General features: G+C 68.7%; 26 protein-coding genes. 13 read left to right on the plus strand and 13 right to left on the minus strand.

The features are described 5' to 3' along the window. Positions 1 to 56: 56 nt before the first annotated feature. The 4 genes from ASH02_RS19360 to ASH02_RS19375 form a co-directional block, all read right to left on the minus strand. On the minus strand, positions 57 to 737 hold the full coding sequence (locus ASH02_RS19360; protein ID WP_156393643.1) for an SGNH/GDSL hydrolase family protein: 681 nt from the start codon (positions 735 to 737) through the stop codon (positions 57 to 59). Positions 738 to 773: 36 nt separating this feature from the next. Further along, positions 774 to 2282 (minus strand): GTPase HflX, encoded by a 1509-nt coding sequence (gene hflX, locus ASH02_RS19365; protein WP_056682069.1) that lies wholly within the window; start codon positions 2280 to 2282, stop codon positions 774 to 776. Positions 2283 to 2344: 62 nt separating this feature from the next. Beyond that, positions 2345 to 2887 (minus strand): SecDF P1 head subdomain-containing protein, encoded by a 543-nt coding sequence (locus tag ASH02_RS19370; protein ID WP_056682072.1) that lies wholly within the window; start codon positions 2885 to 2887, stop codon positions 2345 to 2347. Further along, positions 2884 to 3660 (minus strand): SDR family NAD(P)-dependent oxidoreductase, encoded by a 777-nt coding sequence (locus tag ASH02_RS19375; RefSeq protein ID WP_056682074.1) that lies wholly within the window; start codon positions 3658 to 3660, stop codon positions 2884 to 2886. Before ASH02_RS19375 ends, ASH02_RS19370 begins: the two co-directional genes overlap by 4 nt. Positions 3661 to 3784: 124 nt before the next feature. Here ASH02_RS19375 and ASH02_RS19380 point away from each other — a divergent pair, with 124 nt between their 5' ends. Further along, entirely contained in the window at positions 3785 to 4432 is a 648-nt protein-coding gene (locus ASH02_RS19380; protein WP_156393644.1) for a class I SAM-dependent methyltransferase, read from the plus strand. Here the strand turns inward: ASH02_RS19380 and ASH02_RS19385 are convergent. From ASH02_RS19385 to miaA, 5 genes are all read right to left on the minus strand, one after another. Then, positions 4425 to 4640 carry a DUF6752 domain-containing protein gene (locus tag ASH02_RS19385; protein WP_056682081.1) on the minus strand — a complete coding sequence of 72 codons (216 nt, stop codon included), beginning with the start codon at positions 4638 to 4640 and terminating at the stop codon, positions 4425 to 4427. The genes ASH02_RS19380 and ASH02_RS19385 overlap by 8 nt on opposite strands. 361 nt (positions 4641 to 5001) lie before the next feature. Beyond that, complete coding sequence (locus ASH02_RS19390; RefSeq protein ID WP_057295328.1) at positions 5002 to 6183, minus strand: hypothetical protein; 1182 nt, start codon at positions 6181 to 6183, stop codon at positions 5002 to 5004. Positions 6184 to 6280: 97 nt separating this feature from the next. Then, entirely contained in the window at positions 6281 to 7111 is an 831-nt protein-coding gene (gene dapF / locus ASH02_RS19395; RefSeq protein ID WP_056682089.1) for a diaminopimelate epimerase, read from the minus strand. A 21-nt stretch (positions 7112 to 7132) separates the two neighbouring features. After that, a complete protein-coding gene (locus tag ASH02_RS19400; RefSeq protein WP_056682092.1) occupies positions 7133 to 7657 on the minus strand; it encodes a dihydrofolate reductase family protein in 525 nt (174 codons plus the stop codon). A gap of 38 nt (positions 7658 to 7695) precedes the next feature. Then, positions 7696 to 8619 (minus strand): tRNA (adenosine(37)-N6)-dimethylallyltransferase MiaA, encoded by a 924-nt coding sequence (miaA, locus tag ASH02_RS19405; RefSeq protein WP_056682095.1) that lies wholly within the window; start codon positions 8617 to 8619, stop codon positions 7696 to 7698. A 70-nt stretch (positions 8620 to 8689) separates the two neighbouring features. Between miaA and ASH02_RS19410 the strand changes: the two genes are divergently transcribed. The 5 genes from ASH02_RS19410 (at position 8690) to ASH02_RS19430 (ending at position 12053) form a co-directional block, all read left to right on the plus strand. Beyond that, on the plus strand, positions 8690 to 8893 hold the full coding sequence (locus ASH02_RS19410) for an antitoxin (protein ID WP_056682099.1): 204 nt from the start codon (positions 8690 to 8692) through the stop codon (positions 8891 to 8893). A gap of 147 nt (positions 8894 to 9040) precedes the next feature. Beyond that, positions 9041 to 9434: antitoxin (locus ASH02_RS27130; RefSeq protein ID WP_156409825.1), on the plus strand; the 394-nt coding region annotated here is incomplete at its 3' end. 550 nt (positions 9435 to 9984) lie between these two features. Next, positions 9985 to 10452 (plus strand): NUDIX hydrolase, encoded by a 468-nt coding sequence (locus tag ASH02_RS19420; RefSeq protein WP_056682105.1) that lies wholly within the window; start codon positions 9985 to 9987, stop codon positions 10450 to 10452. A 63-nt stretch (positions 10453 to 10515) separates the two neighbouring features. Beyond that, entirely contained in the window at positions 10516 to 10851 is a 336-nt protein-coding gene (locus ASH02_RS19425; RefSeq protein ID WP_056682108.1) for a hypothetical protein, read from the plus strand. Between the two features lie 197 nt (positions 10852 to 11048). Beyond that, on the plus strand, positions 11049 to 12053 hold the full coding sequence (locus tag ASH02_RS19430) for a type IV toxin-antitoxin system AbiEi family antitoxin domain-containing protein (RefSeq protein WP_056682112.1): 1005 nt from the start codon (positions 11049 to 11051) through the stop codon (positions 12051 to 12053). Between the two features lie 62 nt (positions 12054 to 12115). Here ASH02_RS19430 and miaB read toward each other — a convergent pair whose 3' ends face one another. Then, positions 12116 to 13585, minus strand: a complete 1470-nt coding sequence (gene miaB / locus ASH02_RS19435; RefSeq protein ID WP_056682114.1) for a tRNA (N6-isopentenyl adenosine(37)-C2)-methylthiotransferase MiaB — start codon at positions 13583 to 13585, stop codon at positions 12116 to 12118. An 83-nt stretch (positions 13586 to 13668) separates the two neighbouring features. Further along, entirely contained in the window at positions 13669 to 14649 is a 981-nt protein-coding gene (locus ASH02_RS19440; RefSeq protein WP_200951151.1) for an aldo/keto reductase, read from the minus strand. A gap of 106 nt (positions 14650 to 14755) precedes the next feature. Between ASH02_RS19440 and ASH02_RS19445 the strand changes: the two genes are divergently transcribed. The 6 genes from ASH02_RS19445 (at position 14756) to ASH02_RS19470 (ending at position 19723) form a co-directional block, all read left to right on the plus strand. Continuing rightward, a complete protein-coding gene (locus ASH02_RS19445; protein ID WP_056682118.1) occupies positions 14756 to 15532 on the plus strand; it encodes an amino acid ABC transporter ATP-binding protein in 777 nt (258 codons plus the stop codon). Between the two features lie 78 nt (positions 15533 to 15610). Further along, entirely contained in the window at positions 15611 to 16480 is an 870-nt protein-coding gene (locus ASH02_RS19450; RefSeq protein WP_056682121.1) for a glutamate ABC transporter substrate-binding protein, read from the plus strand. Positions 16481 to 16546: 66 nt separating this feature from the next. Further along, the gene (locus ASH02_RS19455) at positions 16547 to 17194 is read left to right on the plus strand and encodes an amino acid ABC transporter permease (protein ID WP_056682125.1); all 648 of its coding nucleotides are present in this window, start codon (positions 16547 to 16549) and stop codon (positions 17192 to 17194) included. After that, on the plus strand, positions 17191 to 18069 hold the full coding sequence (locus tag ASH02_RS19460; RefSeq protein WP_056682128.1) for an amino acid ABC transporter permease: 879 nt from the start codon (positions 17191 to 17193) through the stop codon (positions 18067 to 18069). Before ASH02_RS19455 ends, ASH02_RS19460 begins: the two co-directional genes overlap by 4 nt. A gap of 95 nt (positions 18070 to 18164) precedes the next feature. After that, positions 18165 to 18761, plus strand: coding sequence for a hypothetical protein (locus ASH02_RS19465; RefSeq protein ID WP_156393645.1), 597 nt, complete (start codon positions 18165 to 18167; stop codon positions 18759 to 18761). Next, positions 18755 to 19723 carry a hypothetical protein gene (locus tag ASH02_RS19470; protein WP_156409813.1) on the plus strand — a complete coding sequence of 323 codons (969 nt, stop codon included), beginning with the start codon at positions 18755 to 18757 and terminating at the stop codon, positions 19721 to 19723. Before ASH02_RS19465 ends, ASH02_RS19470 begins: the two co-directional genes overlap by 7 nt. Positions 19724 to 19726: 3 nt before the next feature. On the opposite strand, the gene ASH02_RS19475 is transcribed toward ASH02_RS19470, so the two are convergent. Continuing rightward, positions 19727 to 20197 (minus strand): hotdog fold domain-containing protein, encoded by a 471-nt coding sequence (locus ASH02_RS19475; RefSeq protein ID WP_056682136.1) that lies wholly within the window; start codon positions 20195 to 20197, stop codon positions 19727 to 19729. A 122-nt stretch (positions 20198 to 20319) separates the two neighbouring features. On the opposite strand from ASH02_RS19475, the gene ASH02_RS19480 reads away from it, so the two are divergent. Next, positions 20320 to 21282 (plus strand): acyl-CoA desaturase, encoded by a 963-nt coding sequence (locus ASH02_RS19480; protein ID WP_056682139.1) that lies wholly within the window; start codon positions 20320 to 20322, stop codon positions 21280 to 21282. A gap of 10 nt (positions 21283 to 21292) precedes the next feature. Here the strand turns inward: ASH02_RS19480 and ASH02_RS19485 are convergent, their stop codons facing one another. Next, positions 21293 to 22321, minus strand: a complete 1029-nt coding sequence (locus ASH02_RS19485) for a hypothetical protein (RefSeq protein ID WP_056682141.1) — start codon at positions 22319 to 22321, stop codon at positions 21293 to 21295. Positions 22322 to 22369: the final 48 nt, after the last annotated feature.

A 22369-nucleotide genomic window follows, 5' to 3' on the forward strand; every position in this document is an offset into this window, starting at 1 on the left:
AAGCGGCCACGAATCGCCCTCTGAACGTGACCCGCTCGTGATCTCCGGGTTGATGCCTACGGGAGCCGGGCGACGACCAGGTCCCCGAAGGCGCGATGCCCGTCACGAGTCAGGTGCAGGCCGCCGTCGAGGTAGGCGAGATCGGCGTCGATCATCGACACGTAAGGCACGTGCGCACGAGCTGCCTCCGAGGCCAGGATGGAGTCCACATGCGCCGCTCCGGGCATGCGGTCGGGCGCCGGAACCGGGCCGACGATCACCACGCGGACGCCCTTGAGCACGCCCAGGACCCGGCGTACGCCGGTGCGCAGGGCGGTCTCCGACGAGTGGACGTCGTTGAGCCCGCCCTCGAGGATGACGAGGTCGGCTCCCCCACGCACTGAGCGCGCGGCACGGTCGGCGTACGACACCCGCCCGCACGGGCTGGCGTGGGCGCTGAAACCGGACCCGGAGAAGCCGTGGACGTGCACCTCGCCGGGCAGCTCCCGGGGCCAGGCCCGCGCCGCGTCCTCCAGGCCGAGGCCGACGGAGTAGGAGTCGCCGATCACGACCACGCGCTGGCCGCGGCCGGTGACGATCTGCTGCCGGTTCTGCGACTCGGCCGCGAACCGCTCGCACTTCGGCACGTCCTCACCTGTCGCCCGCTCGACGAGCGCGTACGACAACGCCGACACGAGCAGCACAGCGAGCAGTACGCCGACCCGGGCCGGCCACCGCGACACCAACGAAATCCCCACGTGCTCATTCTCCGTCGGAGGTGCTCGTTCGACCAATCAGACGGCGTACGCCGCCAGCTCGCCCGCGAGGTCCTCGTGGGCGCGGCCCTTGACCAGGGTGCCCTCGGCGGTGTGCTCGAGGGTCTCGATCTCGCCGCGCTGGTGCAACCGGTTGATCAGGTCGCCGCGCTCGTAGGGCAGCAACGCCGTGAACTCCACGCCCGGACGGGGCAGCTCGGCCTCAACCAGGGCCAGTGCCTCGGCGATGCCCTCGCCGGTCTTCGCGCTGACCACGACCGAGTGCTTCTCGCGCTGGCGCAGCCGGGCCAGCACCATCGGATCGGCGGCGTCGGCCTTGTTGATCACGATCAGCTCGGGGACCTTGCTGGCGTCGATGTCGGCCAACACCTCGCGCACCGCGGCGATCTGGCCCTCCGGGTCGGGGTGCGACCCGTCGACCACGTGCAGGATCAGGTCGGAGTCGGCGACCTCCTCCAGCGTCGAGCGGAACGCCTCGACCAGCTGGTGCGGCAGGTGCCGGACGAACCCGACGGTGTCGCTCATCGTGTAGATGCGGCCGTCCGCGGTCGTCGTACGGCGGGTGGTCGGGTCGAGGGTGGCGAACAGCGAGTCCTCGACCAGCACACCGGCGTCGGTGAGCTTGTTGAGCAGCGACGACTTGCCGGCGTTGGTGTAGCCCGCGATCGCCACCGACGGGATCGCGTGGCGCTGGCGCTCGGCGCGCTTGGTGTCGCGGGTGCCCTTCATCGCCTTCAGCTCACGACGGAGCTTGGCGATCTTGGTGTTGATGCGGCGCCGGTCGGTCTCGATCTTGGTCTCACCGGGACCACGGCCACCGATGCCGCCGCCGTCGGCGCCGACCCGCCCACCGGCCTGGCGGGAGAGGTTGCCACCCCAACCACGGAGGCGCTGCTTCATGTAGCTGAGCTGCGCCAGCTCGACCTGCGCCTGGCCCTCTCGAGACTTGGCGTGCTGGGCGAAGATGTCGAGGATCAGGGCGGTGCGGTCGATCGCCTTGACCTTGAGCTTGTCTTCGAGGTTGCGCAGCTGGCTGGGCGCCAGGTCACCGTCGAGGATGACCGTGTCGGCGCCGTTGGCGGCCACGATCTCGCGCAGGCCCTCGACCTTGCCGCGGCCGATGTAGGTCGCCGGGTCGGGCTTCTGACGACGCTGGTAGACGTTGTCGAGCACCTCGGAGCCGGCGGTCTCGGCGAGCAGGGCCAGCTCGGCCATGGAGTTCTCGGCGTCCTCGATGCTGCCCTCGGTCCAGACACCGACCAGGACGACGCGCTCGAGGCGCAGCTGGCGGTATTCGACCTCGGTGATGTCCTCGAGCTCGGTGCGCAGCCCGGCGACCCGGCGCAGCGCGTGACGCTCGGCCAAGTCCTGCTCGCCGGTGGTCAGCTCTTCGGGGTCGGGACCCTCGGTCGAGACGAGCTCGTCGGCCCCTTCATCGGCGTAGCCCGACTCGAAGTCGTCGTCGTCCCAGGTGTCGGTCTCGGCGAGCTCGGCGTCGAGGGAGAAGTCTTCAGATGCGTTCGTCATATGCCTTCAAGAGTAGGCCGCTCCCCCACGCCGTGCGAGCGAGTTTCAGTTCTGATGTCCGCTCAGCGGCCGCGGTTGATGCGCTCCGCGAGCTCCTCGGCCGAGTCCTTGGTGAAACCGCCGCTGATCTGGGTGCCGTCGTCGAGCTGCTTCCCGCACTCGACCTGGACGACCGGGGCGGAGACGATCTCGTCGTCGATCACGATCGCGATCTGGTTCGCAGGAGGTTCGGCGCAGGCCGCCGCAGCCGTGAGCTCACCGAACTTCTGGTCGCCCTGGTGGTTGAAGTCGAGCATGATCAGCCAGTCCACGGAATTGTCCGGAATCTCCGCCCTGGCGCTCGAGATGTCGTTCGCGACCAGCTCGGGAGGGCCCAGCTCGAGGACCTGCTTGCGGTCCGGATCCTCGAGCACGACGCCGCCCGGGCGGCTCGGCTCGGCATTGACTCCGGACGCGATCGCGACCACCGGATGGATGCTGAGCTTTGCCGGCTTCGCGGCCGACGAGGTCGACACCTTCGCGCGGTCGTCGCTGTCGTCGTCGTTGCAGCCCGTGAGTACGACGAGCAGCAGCACGCCGAGGCAGGTCCCGAGACGGCGCGTCACTTGGGAGGCATCCTGATACCGCCGTCGACGCGGATGACCTCGCCGTTCATGTAGGAGTTCGTCACGCACTCGACGACCATGCTGGCGAGCTCGTCGGGCACGCCGAGCCGCTTGGGGAACAGCACGCTCTCGCCGAGCTTGGCCTTGAACGCCTCGGACTCTGGCCCCTCGCCGTAGATCGGGGTGTCGATCAGGCCGGGCGCCACCGTGTTGACGCGGATGCCCGAGGACGACAGGTCGCGGGCGACCGGAAGGGTCATGCCGACGATGCCGCCCTTGGAGGCGCTGTACGACGCCTGCCCGATCTGGCCGTCGAACGCGGCGACCGAGGCCATGTTGACCACCACACCGCGCTGGCCGTCGGCGTCGGGGTCGTTGCGGCTCATCGCCGTGGCGGCCAGACGTAGCGCGTCGAAGCTGCCGATCAGGTTGATCGCGATCACCTTGCTGAAGGCACCCAGGTCGTGGGCGGAGTCGAACTCGCCGTCGCGACCGATCGTGCGCTGGGCCCACCCGATGCCGGCTGAGTTGACCAGCACCTTGAGGGGTCCGAGCTCACCGGCGGCCTCGACCGCCTGCTTGATCTGCTCCGTGTCGGTGACGTCGACCGCGACGAAGGCGCCGCCCACCTCGTCGGCGAGGGCCTGGCCCTTGTCGGCCTGGAGGTCCGCGACCACCACCTTCGCGCCCCGCGCGGCCAGCTGCCGCACCACGGCCGCGCCGATGCCCGAGGCGCCGCCGGTGACGATTGCACTTGCTCCTGTGATGTCCATGGGTCCGATCGTAGAAGAACGGCCGTGGCGTTCTCCGGCCGTTCGTTCGCCGGACCACCCCCGTTGGTTGTAGTTTCTCCTCACTGTTCCCTGTCGAAAGTCCCCGTCGAAAGTTGGCCCACGCATGACTTCTGCTCAGTTGCACGACTACTGGGACGGGTTCTACGACAGCGTGGCCTCCGGTGGCGTCCCCGGCGAGCCCTCGGCCTTCGCCCGGTGGGCGCACGAGCGGATCGCCCCCGGCGCCCCGGTCGTGGAGCTCGGCTTCGGTACGGCGCGCGACGCGTTCTTCTTCGCGAACAGCGCGCACCCGATCCGCGCCTACGACTTCGCGGAGGCCGCCGTACGCCATGCGCGCGAGCGTGCCGCTTCCGAGGCGCTCGACGCCGAGTTCGACGTACTCGACCTCTACGACGCCGACTCCGTCCTGTCTGCCGCAGCACAGCTGTCCGCGCTGACCGAGCCGGTGGTCTACGGACGCTTCCTGATCCACTCGCTGGAGGACCACGGCCGCACCAACCTGCTCGACCTGGCCGCGAAGGCGCTGGCCGGCGGCGGCGAGCTGCTGCTCGAGTTCCGCACCGGGCTCGATGCCGGCGGCACCCACCTCTTCGGCGACGACCACTTCCGGATCTACCTCGACCCCGACCACGTGGCCGGGGAGATCGTGGCGCGAGGCGGCACGATCACGCACCGCGAGGCGGGGCACGGGCTCGCGGTCTACAAGACCGAGGACCCCCACGTGGCGCGTCTGGCTGCCACCTTCAGCTGAGCCTCGCCAACGCGGCGGCGACCTTCGCGTCGTCGCGGTCCATGGCCGGGACGAGCAGCTCGGAGACGACGTCGACGACCTCCGCGAGGCGGCGGTTGACCATGCGGCACTCCTGCACCTCGTCCTCGAGGGCGGCCACGCGCCGGGTCAGCGCGGCGATCTGTGCACCGGCGGTCCCTTCGGGTTCGGTCTTGCTGTTCCTTCTCATTCGTTCCACCTCACGACCAGTCGACACACATCAGGGTCTTCGTTGCGGAAGCGGGCCAGCCCGCGCCCTTCCACGCGTTCGACGACGCGCCCGCCGCGCGCCTCGATCTCGCCGACGATGACGTCGGGGTCGAGGTGGCGACGCCGGGGCCGACGGAAGACGGTCGGCTCGCCCCTGCTCCGGTGGGTCCGGAACTCCAGGAACGTCCGTCCGCCTCTTCGCTGTGCCATCGACGCCAGCAACCAGAAGTCGCGGCGGCTCTGCAGCGGCAGTCCGTCGATCAGGAACCGGGCGTAGAGATGCGCGGGTGTGTCGGCGAAGGCCAGCCGTGAGCCGGCGATCAGCACCGACCGCGGGCTGTTCAGGTTGAGCGCGCCGAACGTGGCGGACGCCCCGTGCTGGTCAGCCAGGCTCCTGGCCCGTTCGATCGCGCCGGGTGCGAAGTCGAGGCCGGTGACCCGGAAGCCCCGGCCGGCGAACCACACCGAGTCCCTGCCGTTGCCCTGGCCCCGTCGACGACGGTGGCACCGGGCGGCAGCCGCTCGGCGACCCACTCCGCGAAGGCCGACTGCTCCTGCGGCACCCGGTCGGCGTTGGCCGAGCGGTAGAACTCATTCCAGACCCGGCGGCCCCGACGCGCGCCCTGCCAGTAGCCGGCCATGTGACGCGTGATGTCGACCGGGTGCTCGTAGCGGAACGACGGGTCCGGCACTCGCCATCCGGATCCGTAGATCACCTCGAGCAGCTCGTCGGGCCTGGCCGGCGCCACCACCTCGAGGCCCTCCAGCGTCACTGTCGAGGTGGGCAGCAGCGCCGAGCGGTCCAGGTCGCCGCGCACGTTGGGCAGCATGTGCAGCCGTCCGCCGAAGTAGTAGGCACCGAACACGTCGATGCCGACGCGTTGTCCGTCGGGCAGGTGCGCCCAGATCTTGAAGTCGTTGGCCGACATCCGGGCGATCTCGTAGCCGAGCGAGGCCAGCACCCGCTGTGCGGCCCGGGACTCCCGCGCGATGTCGAAGGGATGCGTGTGCCGGCTCAGGTAGGAGACGTCGGCGTCGGAGTCATGGCCGATCAGCCGCCCCTCACGCACTGCGCCGAGCAGGCAACCGAAGCTGAGGCACGCGTCGAGGCCGGCCTTCTCGCGCAGTCCGGCCAGCACCTGTCGGACCACCTCCACGAGCTCGCGCCGTGACTCCGGGCTGGCCGAGGCGAAGCTGGCCTGGAGCCGGCCGCCCTTGTCGACGACCAACGGTTGACCGGCACCGTCGCGCACGGACACCCGGTCGCCGGACGCGCCGAAGGTGACCTCCTCGTCGTACGCCGCGACGGCGGAGCCGATCGGTCGCACCGTCACGCGCGCCACGCCGTCGAGGAAGGAAAGCAATGCGGCCGGCCAGGGCACCACCCAGCCGTCCGCCTCCTCCGCGCCGTCACGGGCGGGGTGGAACGACCACACCCGGACACCGTCGAAGAGGACGTCCATTGCCTGGAGCGTCGGGTCGAGGCGGATGCCGTCACGCGACACGTTCCACCCACGCTCCATGTGACCCTCCCGGTCGTCAGGGAGAAGCGTAGGGACCGCCGCTCGTCAGCGGGCGCGAATCGCCGGAACCGCGGGCGCCCGGTTGAGGGTGCCGGGTTCAGAGGGAGGTGACGCCCTCGGCCACGAGCACGGCCGGGCCGGTCATCAGGACGCGGTCATCCCGGGTCCACGTGATGCTGAGGGACCCGCCCGGCACGTCCACGGTGTACGGCGTACCGCGCTCGGCGCCGTCGGCCCGCGCGGCGGCCACCATGACCGCGCAGGCACCGGTGCCGCAGGACCGGGTCTCACCGGAGCCGCGCTCGTGCACGCGCATCGCGACGTGCTGCTCCCCGCGGCGTACGACGAACTCGACGTTGACGCCCTGCGGATAGACGGCGTGGTCGTAGTCCGGCTCGTCGAACAGCCGGCCTGCATCATCGAGCGAGTCGACGAACGTGACCGCGTGGGGGTTGCCCATGTCGACGTTGACCGCGGCCCACGTGTGCTCCCCGACGGTGACCTTGGAGTCGGAGCCGAAGGTCGGCGTGCCCATGTCGACGGTGATCTGGTCGGCGCCGTCGAAGGTGATCGTCTTGATGCCGTCGCGGGTGGCCACCGGCAACGGGTCGCGCGGGTCGACCGATGCGTGGGTGGCGAGGTAGAGCGCGAAGACGCGGATGCCGTTGCCGCACATCTCCGAGAGCGAGCCGTCGGAGTTGCGGTAGTCCATGAACCAGCGCGCCTGCCCGCGGGCGGCCACGGCAGCCGGGTCGTCGGTGGCATCGGTGCGGACCACCCGGATCACCCCGTCGCCGCCGATGCCGGCTCGGCGGTCGCACAGTCGGGCAACCTGCTCGGCGGTCAGCTCAAGGGTTCCGTTGGCGTCGGGCAGCAGCACGAAGTCGTTCTCGGTGCCGTGGCCCTTCACGAAGGCGTAGTCAGTCACCCGACCATCATCCCATCCCGGTCAGCGCACCACGCGGTAGCGCCCACACATGAACGCACGGTTCTGCGCGACCTCCAGCAGCTCGAGGTCGAGTGCCCGCGGCAGCAGTGGCGCGCCGGAGCCGAGCGTCACCGGGGCGTACTGCACCCAGACCTCGTCAAGCAGCCCCGCGTCGGCGAACTGGCCGACGAGGTCACCGCCGCCGACCAGCCAGATGTTCCTGCCGTCGGCCACCTCGGTGATCTCCGCGTGCACCGCGCGGACGTCGTCCTGGGTGAAGCGGACGTCACCGCCACCGTTCTTGGCCGGCAGCTCGCGGTGGGTGAAGACCCACGTCGGGCTGGTGTAGTCCCAGGTCTCGTGGTTCTTGACGATCCATTCGTACGTCGTCGCGCCCATCACCAGCGCGCCCTTCTCGGCACCGAAGGCCGGGTAGGCCATCGGGCCCTCCATGTCGATGTCCTGCTTGAGGAGCCAGGCGAGGGAGTTGTCGTCAGTCGCGATGAAGCCGTCGAGACTGCTTGCCGTGTAGTACTGGGTCACCATGACGCCAGTCTGCCTGTGTCACGACCCGGATGTCTTGATCAATCTTGCTGCCCGATCGCGGCCAGCACCCTCTCCACGAGGTCCGGCGCATCCCACGGCACCCAGGTGACGCGCGGGTCCTTGCGGAACCACTGGTCCTGGCGCCGGGCGAACCTGCGGGTGGCCACCCGGGTCGACTCCTTGGCCTGCTGGAGGGTGAGCTCGCCGTCGAGGTGCCGGATCACTTCGGGGTAGCCGATCGCCCGCGACGCGGTGACCGCGTCACGCAGCCCGCGCTCGCACAGGGCGGCCACCTCGTCGACGAACCCGTCGTCGAACATCTGGTCCACGCGTTGCCCGATGCGCACGTCGAGGGTCGACCGGTCGATGTCGACGCCGATCTGGTGGGCGCCGTCCATCACGTAGTGCAGCGTGGGCAGGCCCGCGCCGTACGGCTTGCCAGTGAGCGTGATGACCTCGAGCGCGCGCACGATGCGGCGACCGTTGCCGGGGAGAATCCCCTGTGCTGCTTGGGGATCGAGCTCCTGAAGTCGCTTGTGCAACGCTCCGGACCCCTTGGCCTCGAGCTCCTCCTCGAGTGCGCGTCGTACGACGGGGTCGGTGCCGGGGAATTCGAAGCTGTCGAGGATCGCCCGGGTGTAGAGCGCGGAACCGCCGACCAGGATCGGCGCGACCCCGCGCCCCCGCAGGTCAGTGATGGTGTCGCGGGCCAGTCGCTGGAAGTCAGCCACGGTGGCGATCTGGTCGATGTCGAGGAAGTCGAGGAGGTGGTGCGTGATGCCACGGCGCTCGTCGTACGGCAGCTTGGCGGTGCCGATGTCCATGCCCCGATAGACCTGCATCGCGTCCGTGTTGACCACTTCGCCCCCGAGCCGCTCAGCGAGATCCAGGGAGAGACCGGTCTTCCCGGCTGCAGTTGCGCCCACGATTGCGACAACTGGGGGTGAGTGGTCCGGCGACATGGGGCTAGTCTTTCAAACGAATCTCTCGGGTCGCGGCAAGTGCGGCCACAGCAACCGAACGGAGCAGGACATGGGTTTCCTGGACAAGCTCAAGGGCAAGGCATCCGACGCTGTCGACAAGCACGGCGACAAGGTCTCCGACGGCCTCGACAAGGCCAAGGACTTCATCGACGACAAGACCGGCGGCAAGCTGGGCGACAAGGGCGACGCCGCGGTCGACAAGGCCAAGGACGCCCTCGACGGCCTCGACGGAAAGAACGACGACATCAAGTGATGGTCGCCCCGGCCTTCGGCTGAGAATCTGCTGAACGTCTTCGCGGGCCCGGTGCCAAAACGGCACCGGGCCCGTGGACATTTCACGACCGATCGTGTGTGGATTGAGAGGACAAGTCGGGACAACCGACCCAACCTCACTCGGGAGATGGTTCAGGTGACGGAACAGCTAGGAAACCTCGGCGGCCAGGCCGGCGAAGCAGCCAACAAGTACGGGGATCAGATCGGAGACCTGGCCGAGAAGGCCGGCGACTTCATCGACGACAAGACCGGCGGCAAGTACACCGAGCAGATCGACGCGGGCGTCGACAAGGTGAGGGAAAGCCTCGGTGGACAGGGCGACGAGGGCGGGGCATCGCCCGCCGATGCGCCCTCCGACCAAGCCTCCTCCGAAGGCGGCGCCGAGTCCGAGGGCGGCGACTCCGGCGGCTTCGGTGACTCCAGCTCCTCCGAGTCCGAGTCCGAGTCCGGCACAGGAATCCCCTCCGAAGGCGGACAGCCCGAAGGCGGCGACTCCGGCGGCCTCGGCGACTCCGGCACCANTCCGAGTCCGGCACAGGAGTCCCCTCCGAGAGCGGACAGCCCGAAGGCGGCGACTCCGGCGGCCTCGGCGACTCCGGCACCAGCGAAGGCGGTCAGTCCGAGGGCGGCGACTCCGGCGGCTTCGGCGACTCCGGCACCAGCGAATCCGAGTCCGGCACAGGAGTCCCCTCCGAAGGCGGACAGCCCGAAGGCGGCGACTCCGGCGGCCTCGGCGACTCCGGCACCANGGCGGCGAGTCCGGCGGCTTCGGTGACTCCAACTCCTCCGAGTCCGAGTCCGGCGCAGGAGTCCCCTCCGAAGGCGGACAGCCCGAGGGCGGCGAGTCCGGCGGCTTCGGCGACTCCGGCACCAGCGAGAGCGGACAGCCCGAAGGCGGCGAGACCGGCGGCTTCGGCGACTCCGGCACCAGCGAAGGCGGACAGCCCGAGGACGGCGAGTCCCCGACGTACGGCTGAACCACCCACACCAGCACCGGCCCGTCACGAACCTTCCTCGTGGCGGGCCGGTGTTGCGTCCGGCCCGAGCAAGGCAACCCCTAGGCTCACCGGCATGACTGATCGTTTCGTGGTGGTGCCCGCGTCGTACGTCTTCCTGCTCCGCGAGGGCGAGCACGGCACCGAGGTGCTGCTGCAGTGGCGGCAGAACACCGGCTACATGGACCAACGCTGGGCGGCGGCCGCCGCCGGCCACGTCGAGAAGGGCGAGACCGCGTTCCAGGCCGCCCAACGGGAGGCGACCGAGGAGATCGGCGTCACCGACATCGCCCTCGAGTTCCTCACGTCGATGCATCGCACCCAGGGCGGCGAAGCGATCGACGAGCGCATCGACTTCTTCTTCACCGCCCGCACCTGGTCGGGCGAGCCGACGATCATCGAACCGCTCAAGTGCGGTGAGATCCGCTGGTTCCCGCTGGCGGACCTGCCCGACGAGGTGGTGCCCCACGAGTTGCAGGTGCTCCGCGGGCTCAAGTCCGGCGACGTGCCGCCGTACACCACCCACGGGTTCTCCGTCAGCTGATGCAGGCATCACCTGCGCATCGTTAGGGTCGAGGCACAGGCCGAACCAGCGAGAGGAACGCACATGTCAGAGTCCGAAGAGCAGGCCGCGCCCGACACCGAGGAAACCGCCCATGGCACGGAGGAGGGCACGGGGGACGGCACGAGCGACGTCGGCGCGATGCCCGAGGCAACCACCGAGGAGCCCGAGGTCTACCCCGGCGGTGCGGACTCCATCGAGGGGCCGGAGCACGGCGACACCCCCGGAGACCCGGTGCCCCGCGACCTCGATCCGGAGGACAACCCGGCGATCGGCGAGGACGAGGTCCCCGACGAGATCAAGCAGCTGGACGACAAGCAGCAGGAGCCCGACGAGGGCACCTCCGGCGAGGACGACACTCCCCCGGAGCCCTCCGCCTGAGCGGGCTGGCTGAGCGGGCTGGCTGAACGGGCTGGCATCTGACAAGGATGCGGTTTGCAGTCATCAGGTGACTTCAGATCGCATCCTTGTCGCTTCAGCACCGTGCTGCACGGCGGTCTGCGCTCACGGGACTGGTTGTCCACAGGCCAGTCGAGCGGGACTGGCAAAGGCGTCCAGCACGATCGACGATCGAGCGCATGGAAAGACTCGCTGAACTGCTGCGTGATCAGGATGGTGTGGTCAGTCGACGCCAGGCCCTCGATCGCGGTGTCACGGACAACGACCTTCGCCGGCTGGTGCGCAACCGTCTCCTCACGCCCGTGCATCCGGGCGTGTACGTCGACCACACGGGGCCCATGACCTGGCACCAGAAGGCCTGGGCCGCAGTCCTCTACTCGTGGCCGGCCGCGCTGTCCCACGACTCGGCCCTGCGCGCCGCTCAAGGACCCGGGCGTCGCACCGACTCCCACGGCCCCAGAGCCGATCAGCCTGCCCACAGCACCGACGCACCGATCCACGTGGTGATCGCGGCGCGGCGCAAGGTGTCGACCCAGCCCGGCATCGTGATCCACCGGATGACCGGCCTCTCCTCGCGCGTGCAGTGGAACCGGTCGCCACCCCGCCTGAGAATCGAAGAGGCCGCGATCGACCTCGCCGCCGAGGCATGCACCGAGTTCGACGCGGTCGCCGTGCTCGCGGGCATCGTCTCCTCGCGTCAGTCCACGCCACCTCGGCTGCTCGAGGCACTCGACGGCCGCACGCGCATCGCGCGACGTGAGTTCCTGCACGACGTGCTGCAGGACGTGGCTGCCGGAACGTGCTCGGTGCTCGAGCACGGCTACCTCACTCGAGTCGAACGACCGCACGGCCTGCCGATCGCCGTACGTCAGGCCGTGGACCTCTCCCGCGGCACGCTCTATCGCGACGTGCTCTACAAGGACTACGGCCAGGTGGTCGAGCTCGACGGGCGCATCTTCCACTCCGGTGCCCGCAACAGGGACCACGACCTGGACCGTGATCTCGATGCCGCAGCCGACGGCCTGGGCGGTGTGCGCCTCGGGTGGGGCCAGGTCTTCGACCGGGCCTGTCGCACGGCCGCGAAGTTGGGAGCGATCCTGCAGCGTCAGGGCTGGCCCGGCGACTTGCGGCGGTGCCCCGAATGCGGCGCGGCCAGCACTCGACTGCTGCCCCCGGGCGCCTGATCGGATCAACGTGGAAGATCCCAGTCACCCGATAACTGCGATCCTCCGCGTTGTCCGATCGGTCACGAGATCGAGCAGCCAGGTGCGTCAGCCAGCGGCGCGGGAGCCCCGATCGACGGCATGCCGAGGCCCACACCGGTCGGTGCAGCGGAGCGCCCCTCCCACGCGTCGCCGGCGCGGGTACGACGCACGGACAGCACCGGGCCGTCCGCGATGAGGTGGTGCGGTGCCGCCTGGGTGAGGGTCACGGTCACCATGTCGCCGGGGCGGACACCCTCAGCGGCCTCGGGGTTGAAGTGGACCAGCCGGTTGTCAGGACCCCGACCGGAGAGCCGGTGCGTGGCGGCGTCCTTGCGGCCCTCGCCCTCGGAGACCATCAGCTCGACGGTGCGGCCGACCAGCGCCTCGTTCTCCTGCCAGGCGATGTCGTTGACCACCGCGACGAGGCGCTGGTAGCGATCGGCCACGACCGCCGGTGAGACCTGGTCGTCGAGCGTGGCGGCGGGAGTGCCCGGGCGCTTGGAGTACTGGAAGGTGAAGGCGCCGGAGAACCGGGCCTCGCGCACGACGTGCATCGTCTCGAGGAAGTCCTCCTCGGTCTCGCCGGGGAAGCCGACGATGATGTCGGTGGTGATCGCCGCGTCGGGCATCGCCGCACGGACCCGCTCGATGATGCCGAGGAACTTCTTCTGCCGGTAGGACCGACGCATCTCCTTCAAGACACGATCGGAGCCGGACTGCAGCGGCATGTGCAGCTGGGGCATCACGTTGGGTGTCTCGGCCATCGCCTCGATGACGTCGTCGGTGAACTCGGCCGGGTGCGGCGAGGTGAAGCGCACCCGCTCGAGTCCCTCGACCTCGCCGCAGGCACGCAGCAGCTTGGAGAATGCCTGGCGGTCGCCGAACTCGACGCCGTACGCATTCACGTTCTGGCCGAGGAGGGTGATCTCGGTGACGCCGTCGGCGACCAGCGCCTCGACCTCGGCCAGGATCTCGCCGGGGCGGCGGTCCTTCTCCTTGCCGCGCAGCGCCGGCACGATGCAGAACGTGCAGGTGTTGTTGCAGCCGACCGAGATCGACACCCACGCGGCGTACGCCGAGTCGCGCTTGGTCGGCAACGTGGAGGGGAACACCTCGAGGGACTCGAGGATCTCGACCTGGGCCTCCTGCTGCACCCGGGCCCGCTCGAGCAGCACCGGCAGCGAGCCGATGTTGTGGGTGCCGAACACGACGTCGACGTACGGCGCCTTCTCGGTGATCGTGGCGCGGTCCTTCTGGGCCAGGCAGCCACCGACCGCGATCTGCATGTCGGGATTCTTCGCCTTGATCGGCGCCAGGTGCGACAGGTTGCCGTAGAGCTTGTTGTCGGCGTTCTCGCGCACGGCACACGTGTTGAAGACGACGACGTCGGCCTGCTCACCCTCCGGAGCAGCGGCGTACCCCGCGGTCTCGAGCAGGCCGGTCAGTCGCTCGGAGTCGTGGACGTTCATCTGGCACCCGTAGGTGCGGACCTCATACGTGCGTGCGCTCATAACGGGTCAAGGGTACGGCGGCAAGCGTGGCGGCACCCAAAGCACAGTGGATCGCCCAGAGCGAGTCGGCCAGAGTGGATCGGTCAGAAGGGCGCGATCTTGGCCGCCGGCGTGAAGATCTCGTCCAGGGCGGCGAGGTCGTCGAGGCTCGGCACCCATCCACGCGCGCGAGCGTTCTGACGGACCTGTTCGGGCGTGGTCGCTCCGGCGATGACCGAGGCGACCGGGTCCTGGGCCAGCAGCCACGAGAACGCCACGGTCACCTCGTCGAGATCGCGCTCGGCGGCGTAGGCACCGAACGCCTTCAGCTGCGCGTAGTCGGCGTTCTCCAGCACCGCGGGGCGACTCGCCAGCCGGGACCCCTCCGGCACCGAGCCGTCGGAGTACTTCCCGGTGAGCAGGCCGTTGGCCAGCGGGAAGAACGGCAGGACGCCCAGGCCGTAGGCGCGTGACGCCGGCAGCACCTCGAGCTCGGCGCGACGATCGAGCAGGTTGTAGTGGTTCTGCGCCGAGACGAAGCGCTCGGCCCCGAGCTCCCTCGCCGCGAACTCGGCCTCGGCGATCTGCCACCCGGCCCGGTTGGAGTGCCCGAGGTAGCGAACCTTGCCGGACTTCACCAAGGTGTCGAGCGCGGCCAGCGTCTCGTCGATCGGGGTCAACGGGTCGGGGGTGTGGAACTGGTAGAGGTCGATGTAGTCGGTGCCGAGCCGGCGCAGGGAGGCCTCGACCGCCTGGATCACGTAGCGCCGCGAGCCGCGCGCCCCGAAGTCCGGGCCGTTGGCACCGCGGGCGTCCATGCCGAACTTGGTGGCCACGACCACCTCGTCGCGCCGGCCGGCCAGCGCCTTGCCGAGCCGCGTCTCGGACAGTCCACCCTCCGCGCCGTACGAGTCGGCGGTGTCGAAGAACGTCACCCCCGAGTCGAGGGCGGCACCGATCAACGCGTCGGTGCCTTCCTGGGTGTACGTCGCGGTGTTCTCGCGCCCGAGGTTGTTGCAGCCCAGGCCGATGGCGGAGACCACCAGACCCGAGTCGCCGAGACGGTGGTGGCTCATGTCGCTCATGCTCAGATGCTAGTCACACCTCTCGCGCGAGACACGATTCGGTCTCAGTCTCCACAGGCGCGCGAAGTTGTGGCCGCGACCGCCCGGAAACCGCTACGTTACTGGGATGACTGTGACGGAACACGGGGCCACCGAGGCAGCGACCGGTCAACCGCTCGTCGTGCTCGACGGCGTGAACAAGTGGTACGGCGACCTGCACGTGCTGCAGGACATCAACGTGACCATCAAACGCGGCGAGGTCGTCGTCGTGATCGGGCCTTCCGGGTCGGGCAAGTCGACGCTGTGCCGCGCGATCAACCGGCTCGAGACCATCCAGAAGGGGTCGATCACCCTCGACGGCAAGGCGCTCCCCGAAGAGGGCAAGGCGCTGGCCGCCCTCCGGGCCGACGTCGGCATGGTCTTCCAGAGCTTCAACCTCTTCGCGCACAAGACGATCCTCCAGAACGTCACGCTCGGGCCGATCAAGGTCCGCAACAAGAAGAAGGCCGAGGCCGAGAAGCGCGCCAAGGAGCTCCTCGACCGGGTCGGCATCGGCCACCAGGCCGCGAAGTATCCCGCTCAACTCTCCGGTGGCCAGCAGCAGCGCGTGGCGATCGCCCGGGCGCTCGCGATGGACCCCAAGGTGATGCTCTTCGACGAGCCGACCTCGGCGCTCGACCCCGAGATGATCGCGGAGGTCCTCGACGTCATGGTCGACCTGGCCAAGCAGGGCATGACGATGGTCGTGGTCACCCACGAGATGGGCTTCGCCCGTACGGCGGCCGACCGGGTCATCTTCATGGCCGACGGCGCGATCGTCGAGGAGAACACCCCCGAGGAGTTCTTCACCAACCCGCAGTCCGATCGCGCCAAGGACTTCCTCGGCAAGATCCTCAAGCACTGACCCAAGAACTGCACAGCTCAATCTGCACAGCATCGAAACCCGTGCCGGGGACCCGGCCACCACAATGGAGGAGCAGCAATGCGCGCGACCAAATGGAAAGCAGTCCTCGTGGCAGCCAGCCTGGCGCTGACCCTGTCGGCCTGCGGGGAGGACAAGGCCGACAAGGGTGTGGCCGACGTCGAGAAGAGCGACTTCGCCGAGGGAACCACCATGGCGAAGCTCCAGGACGCCGGGAAGATCACCATCGGCACGAAGTTCGACCAGCCGCTCTTCGGACTCAAGGGCCCCTCGGGTGACCCCGAGGGCTTCGACGTCGAGATGGGCAAGATCATCGCCGCCAAGCTCGGCATCGAGGCCGACAAGATCGAGTGGGTGGCGACCCCCTCCGAGATCCGCGAGACCTCCATCGCCGACGGGCGGGTCGACATCGTGATCGCGACGTACACGATCAATGACGAGCGCAAGAAGCAGATCGACTTCGCGGGCCCCTACTTCAACGCCGGCCAGATGCTCATGGTGAAGGCCGACAACGACGACATCAACGGCCCGGACGACTTGAAGGGCAAGACCGTGTGCAGCGCCCGCGGGTCGACGCCGGCGCAGAACATGGCCGACAACTACCCGGACGTGAAGCTCGAGCTGCCCGCCGAGTACAGCGACTGCCTCGAGCCGCTGCGCAACGGCCAGGTCGACGCCCTCACCACCGACAACGTCATCCTCTCGGGCTACGTCGCGCAGAACGAGGGCGACTTCAAGCTCGCCGGCGAGCCGTTCACCGAGGAGCCCTACGGCATCGGCCTCAAGAAGGGCGACGACGAGTTCCGCGAGTTCATCAACACCGTGATCGAGGACTCCTACGAGAACGGCGAGTGGGAAGCCGCGTGGAAGAAGACGGCGGGCACCGTGCTCGAGCTGCCCACCGAGTTCCCCAAGGTCGACCGCTACTGATCTGGCCCTGAGCCGACGCTGGTCGTCCCGGGAGCCATCCCGGGACGACCCGTGTGAAGGAGCACGATGGACAAGCTGGTCGACAATCTCGACCCGATCCTCGAAGGATTCTGGACCACCATCCAGCTGACGATGGTGGCAGCCGTTGCCGCGATGATCCTGGGGACGATCCTGGGCACCATGCGGGTCTCGCCGATCCCTCCGCTGCGCTGGCTGGGTGCGGCGTACGTCGAGATCGTCAGGAACACGCCGTTGACCCTGGTGTTCTTCTTCATGGTCTTCGTGGCGCCGCAGGTCGACATCCTGGTGGAGTTCAAGACCAGCGCCTACGTCGCGCTCTCGGTCTACACCGCGGCGTTCGTGTGCGAAGCGGTCCGCTCCGGCATCAACAGCGTCTCGACCGGTCAGGCCGAGGCAGCGCGCGCGATCGGCATGACGTTCACCCAGAGCATCAGCACGGTGATCCTGCCCCAGGCGATGCGCACGATCATCCCGCCGCTGATCAACATCTTCGTCGCGCTGACCAAGAACTCGAGCGTGGCGGCCGGCTTCTTCGTCACCGAGCTGTTCGCCAGCGGGCGCGACCTCAACCTCCGCTACCCCTCCGACGGACTGTGGTTCCTCGGCGGCGTCGCGTTCTTCTACCTCCTCATCACCATCCCGGCCGGCATCGCCGCCGGTCAGCTCGAGCGGAAGGTGGCGATCGCGCGATGACCTCCGTCCTCTACGACGTACCCGGGCCGCGCGCCCGGCGGCGCATCCTGATCGGCAGCATCATCGGCGGACTGCTCGTCCTCGCGCTCCTCGGCCTCGGCTTCAAGCGACTCTCCGACAACGGCATCATCGGCTCCCACGTGTGGGAGGTGCTGACCTACCCCGACGTGTGGGACGCCCTCGGACGCGGGTTGGTGGCCACCTTGAAGGCGGCGGCTCTCTCCGCAGTCCTCGCCGTGCTCCTCGGCGCAGTGCTCACCGCCCTGCGCCTCTCGCCCACCCGAGTGCTGAGCTGGCCGGCCGCAGTGTTCACCGAGGTGTTCCGCGGGCTCCCGGTGCTGCTGCTGATGTACTTCCCGTTCGTCATCTGGACCGACGTCTCCCCGTTCACGGCCGTGGTCATCGGGCTCACCCTCTACAACGGAAGCATCATCGCCGAGATCCTGCGGTCGGGCGTGGCTGCGTTGCCGAGTGGTCAGCGTGAGGCCGGCCTGGCCATCGGCCTGACGCCGCTGGCGACGTTGCGGGCCATCGAGTTCCCCCAGGCCGTGCGCATCATGCTGCCCACCCTGGTCAGCCAGATCGTGGTGCTGCTCAAGGACACCTCACTCGGCTACATCGTCACCTACACGGAACTGCTCACGACAGTCAGGGAGTTGCGCAACTTCTACGGCGGGCAAGTCACCAACGACGGGGTCCTCTTCGGCAGCCAGGTGCTCTTCCCGATCTTCATCGCCGGAGCCGTCATCTACGTCGCGGTGAACATGTCGATCTCGCAGTTCGCCAGCTGGTTGGCCCGCCGCGGCAACAAGAAGGCGGCAACCGCGCCCCGGCGCGACACGGGCATCGAAGCGAACACCGGGGGCGGCGCCTGAGGTTTCACGGCTTCTGACATCGGGCATCACCGGGATACCATGCGGGAGCTCTAGACATCTCAGGGGGACACGTGCACAGGAACGCTCGGGCATCCGTGGCCACATTGTGCGCGGTGCTGTGCCTGGCCACGGCCGGCTGCTCGGACGACTCCGACTCGGATGACGACCGTCTCGACCTGTCGGATTCTCCCAGCGCCTCGTCCAGCGAGACAGCCAGGGACGACTCCTCGGACGGCTCCGGCGCGGCGGAGATCCCGACGACGTACCGCAGCGTCGGGCTGGAGTTCACCAAGCTGCCCGAGGCGACCGGCGCCAAGCGCGAGGCCCTCGAGACGTACGTCGCCTACGAGCGCGGTCAGCGCCAGCTGAGCCGCACCGCGAAGCTGAACCCCCTGATCACCGACAACGCCGCACCGTCCGTGGTCGACGTCATGACCTCCACTGTCGCCCACCTCACGAGCACCGACACGCGTTACTCGGGCATCGCCCGGATCAGCGTCGACTTCGACGGCTTCAGCGCGCGCCAGGCGGTGCTCTCCCTGTGCACCGACGCCACCGACCTGTCCCTGGTCACGAAGGGGCAGAAGCGGCCCGTCGAAGGCCGCGAGAGGGTCCGCGGCCGCGCGACCCTGTCCAGCACCGGTGGTGCCTGGACTCTGACCGACTACACCACCTTGGACGAATCATGCTGACTTCGCTTCGCATCCCCATGGCAGCCACCGTCGCCGCCTTCGGCCTGGTGGCCCTGGGCGCAACGATGGAGTCGGCGAGCGCGTGCGACGGGGCCAACGTCGGTTGCGTGGACAATCCCGGCAACGGCACCGTCACGGTCAGCGTCACCGGCTCCCTGGTCCGCGGCGGCAGCCCCGGGTCGGGCGGCGGCAGCACGACAGTCTCGGTGCCGGTTCCCTGCTACCGGACCCCACTGTGGACCGGCAAGGAGTACTTCGACGGCATCAAGGACGGCACCATCACCGGGGCTGGTTGGGACGAGTGGAACCCCGAGCCCTGGGCGCCGTACGCCGGCTACAAGCAGCACAAGAACGACACCGAGGGCCGCTGGTACGTCCCGACGTGCACCATGCTGGACAGCTTCGAGAACTTCGAGGAGTTCGACAAGTTCTCGCTGAACTACTTCCTCAACAACACCGGGGTCTACGTCGAGGCCGGCGAGCAGCCGCCCGTCCCGCCGGTGCCCCCGGAGGTGCTGCTCAAGGCGGCCACCGACTCGATGACGATGCCCGAGCCGGCCTTCGACTACAACCCGGACATCACGGGGAACCTGGACACGTTGGTCAACCTCGACACGTGGTTCTGGTTGCGCGACCCGACCGGTTCCGGATACGTCGCAGCGACTGCGGGCAACAACTCCGTGCGGGTCGACGCGACCCTGGACCGCGTCGCGTTCTCGGCCGGCCGGGCAGGTTCGGTGGCGTGCGACGACACGGGAACGGCCTGGGCTCCGGGCGCCTCGAGCACCTGCACGCTGGCATTCCAGAGGCCCGGGGAGCACCAGGTCACCGCCGAGACGGAGTGGGGCCTCACCTGGTCGTTCAACGGTCAGGCCCGCGGCGCCATCGACCCCGTCGGCGCCGTGTGGAGCGACGTACTCGTGGTTGCCCAGTCCCAGTCGCTGGTGACCGAGGTCGACTGACCGTCAGCCCTTCGGCGGCTTCGGGGTCACCCAGAGCTTGATGACGCCGTTGAAGCACTCGACACCCGACGTCGTGACCGCCTTGACCCGCACGTGCAGGTCGGGGTCGTCGCCGGTCCACTGCTCGGGGTCGGTCTCCGCGATGATCGTGATGTCGGAGTCGGCCTTGGCGGTGTAGTTGATGTCCATCCCCTTGGGGATCCACCGCTTGTCCTTGGGAATCGTCACCTCGGCCAGTGCACCCATCGCCGCCTCGGCGCCGTTGCACAGCGCGATCGCGTGCACGGTGCCGATGTGGTTGTGCACGGCCCGGCGCTTGGGGAAGGTCAGCTCCACGTGGTTGGGCTTCACCACCTGGAAGGTCGGCCGGATCGTCGCGAAGTACGGCGCCTTCTGACTGAACGCGAGCGAGAACGCCTTCTTGCCCATCGGTACGGCAGAGGCCTTGTTCCACATGTCCTGGATCGTCACCATGCCCTCATGTTACCGGTAGGTAATGGATCCGCGAGTGTTGTCCGCGCCACAGCGGGCTGCCCAACCTACGGCTCCGTAGGTTACGGTTGAGTCGGTAGAGAATCACCGATCCTGGAGCCACCTTGACCGCAACACAGACCGGCCCGGCCCTCGACACCGCGGACCGCGCGACCCGCGGCGGAGACGAGCAGTCCCGCCTCGAGCAGATCACGCTGGCCCTGTTCATCCTGGTGCCGTTCGTCGCACTCTTCGCCGCCGTACCCATCGCCTGGGGCGGCTGGCTGAGCTGGCTCGACGTCGGCATCGCCGTGACGATGTACTGGATCGGCCTGCTCGGCGTGACCGTCGGCTTCCACCGACTCTTCACCCACAAGTCGTTCAAGCCCAACCGCGGAGTGAAGATCGGCCTCGCCATCGCGGGTTCGATGGCCGTGCAGGGTCCGCTGGTGCGCTGGGTGGCCGACCACCGCAAGCACCACAAGTTCTCCGACCGCGACGGCGACCCGCACTCGCCGTGGAAGTACGGCACGAACATGCGCGCGCTGACCAAGGGCATGGTGCACGCCCACATCGGCTGGCTCTTCGACGAGGAGCAGACCCCGCAGCGCAAGTACGCCCCCGACCTGATGAAGGACAACGACCTGGTCCGCATCTCGAAGGACTTCTGGTTCTGGACGCTGCTCTCGCTGGCCATCCCGCCGATCATCGGCGGTCTGGTCACCATGTCGTGGGCCGGCGCCCTGACCGCGTTCTTCTGGGGCTCTCTGGTGCGGGTCGGCCTGCTGCACCACGTCACCTGGTCGATCAACTCGATCTGCCACACGGTCGGCAATCGCCCCTTCATCTCGCGCGACAAGAGCTCCAACGTGTGGTGGCTGGCCATCCCCTCGGGCGGCGAGTCGTGGCACAACCTGCACCACGCAGACCCGACCTGCGCCCGGCACGGCGTGCAGCGCGGCCAGCTCGACGTCTCCGCCCGGGTCATCTGGGTCTTCGAAAAGCTCGGATGGGTCGACGACGTGCGCTGGCCGGTCAAGGAACGCATCGAGGCCAAGCTGGTCAAGAACCAGCAGGCCGCTGCCTGAGCAGGACCTGCTACCGCCCCTTCGCGACGCGGTTGCGCACCCACGTCTCGTTGACCCGACGGAACGCCGCCTGGTCGAACGTGACCTCTGCGTCGTCGTCCAGGTCTGACGCCGCGCTCATCGAGGCGCGGATCAACAACGGCGGCTTCAGCACGTAGGTGGTGGCCCACGGCCCGTACTCGGAGGGCTCCAGCGAAGTCACCGAGTCGGGCACGATCTTGAACTCCACGGACTCGTCGACGCCGAAGGTGGGCGCTGCCTGCGCGTCCGAGTAGCTGCGCGCGACCTTCTTCAGGGTGCTCCGCGCGGTCGACAGCGACACCCGCACCCGCTTCCCGGCGTACGTGCAGAGCAGCTTCTGGTTGCGGTCGTGGCCGACGGCGTACTGCACCTGACCGACCACGTCCGTGACCAACTTCGAGTCCGGCGACGGGCAGGTGCGCGGCACGTTGATCGGATGCTCGTGCATCCCCGGCGTCACCTGGTCGAGCAGCGTCTTCAGGAGCCGTTCGGCGGTCGTCCGGTCGCCCCGGAACCAGCCCGAGCCGACGAACACGGTGTAGTCACCCTTCCGCGCCCAGGCGTCGAAGCCGTACTTCGTGTCGCGCAGGTAGAGCGCTTCGTCCCCCACGCCGTTGATGGTGATCAGCTTCCCGCTGTAGTCGGCCCTGTCCCGCAGGTTGGCCGCGAACTTCCGGCCGGGCACCAAGCTGTAGCCGTAGTAGATGATCGCGACACTGTCGTTGCCGGTGACGACGCAGCGGACCAGGCGCGAGTCGCCGGGCTCCATCTCGGCGCCGATGCCGGTCACCTTCTCGGCACCGATCACGGAGAACCGGTCGGCGACCGAGAGCAGGCGACACGGGTCGACAGGGGCGTGCCGCGCCTTCTCGGCCGCGGCACTGCGGCTGGCCGCACCGTCCTGGGAGTGTCCCGCGGGATCGTCCGACCCGGCCTGGGCGCTGCAGCCAAGGACAGCCAGCAGCGCACCGGCGACCACCAGGGCGAGGGCACCACGCCGGGATCCAGACACGTTCATGGAACAGGATCTTCCCTCACCCGGGTCGGCCAAACCGAACGAACTGCG

This window comes from Nocardioides sp. Soil796, assembly GCF_001429525.1.
GTDB lineage: Bacteria > Actinomycetota > Actinomycetes > Propionibacteriales > Nocardioidaceae > Nocardioides.

Coding starts and splice junctions, on each gene's coding strand:
- hflX (WP_056682069.1), bottom strand. CDS start 2,282: ATGACGAACGCATCTGAAGACTTCTCCCTCGACGCCGAGCTCGCCGAG.
- ASH02_RS19375 (WP_056682074.1), bottom strand. CDS start 3,660: ATGGACATCACAGGAGCAAGTGCAATCGTCACCGGCGGCGCCTCGGGC.
- ASH02_RS19380 (WP_156393644.1), top strand. CDS start 3,785: ATGACTTCTGCTCAGTTGCACGACTACTGGGACGGGTTCTACGACAGC.
- ASH02_RS19385 (WP_056682081.1), bottom strand. CDS start 4,640: ATGAGAAGGAACAGCAAGACCGAACCCGAAGGGACCGCCGGTGCACAG.
- ASH02_RS19390 (WP_057295328.1), bottom strand. CDS start 6,183: ATGGAGCGTGGGTGGAACGTGTCGCGTGACGGCATCCGCCTCGACCCG.
- ASH02_RS19400 (WP_056682092.1), bottom strand. CDS start 7,657: ATGGTGACCCAGTACTACACGGCAAGCAGTCTCGACGGCTTCATCGCG.
- miaA (WP_056682095.1), bottom strand. CDS start 8,619: ATGTCGCCGGACCACTCACCCCCAGTTGTCGCAATCGTGGGCGCAACT.
- ASH02_RS19410 (WP_056682099.1), top strand. CDS start 8,690: ATGGGTTTCCTGGACAAGCTCAAGGGCAAGGCATCCGACGCTGTCGAC.
- ASH02_RS19420 (WP_056682105.1), top strand. CDS start 9,985: ATGACTGATCGTTTCGTGGTGGTGCCCGCGTCGTACGTCTTCCTGCTC.
- ASH02_RS19425 (WP_056682108.1), top strand. CDS start 10,516: ATGTCAGAGTCCGAAGAGCAGGCCGCGCCCGACACCGAGGAAACCGCC.
- ASH02_RS19430 (WP_056682112.1), top strand. CDS start 11,049: ATGGAAAGACTCGCTGAACTGCTGCGTGATCAGGATGGTGTGGTCAGT.
- miaB (WP_056682114.1), bottom strand. CDS start 13,585: ATGAGCGCACGCACGTATGAGGTCCGCACCTACGGGTGCCAGATGAAC.
- ASH02_RS19440 (WP_200951151.1), bottom strand. CDS start 14,649: ATGAGCGACATGAGCCACCACCGTCTCGGCGACTCGGGTCTGGTGGTC.
- ASH02_RS19445 (WP_056682118.1), top strand. CDS start 14,756: ATGACTGTGACGGAACACGGGGCCACCGAGGCAGCGACCGGTCAACCG.
- ASH02_RS19450 (WP_056682121.1), top strand. CDS start 15,611: ATGCGCGCGACCAAATGGAAAGCAGTCCTCGTGGCAGCCAGCCTGGCG.
- ASH02_RS19455 (WP_056682125.1), top strand. CDS start 16,547: ATGGACAAGCTGGTCGACAATCTCGACCCGATCCTCGAAGGATTCTGG.
- ASH02_RS19460 (WP_056682128.1), top strand. CDS start 17,191: ATGACCTCCGTCCTCTACGACGTACCCGGGCCGCGCGCCCGGCGGCGC.
- ASH02_RS19470 (WP_156409813.1), top strand. CDS start 18,755: ATGCTGACTTCGCTTCGCATCCCCATGGCAGCCACCGTCGCCGCCTTC.
- ASH02_RS19475 (WP_056682136.1), bottom strand. CDS start 20,197: ATGGTGACGATCCAGGACATGTGGAACAAGGCCTCTGCCGTACCGATG.
- ASH02_RS19485 (WP_056682141.1), bottom strand. CDS start 22,321: ATGAACGTGTCTGGATCCCGGCGTGGTGCCCTCGCCCTGGTGGTCGCC.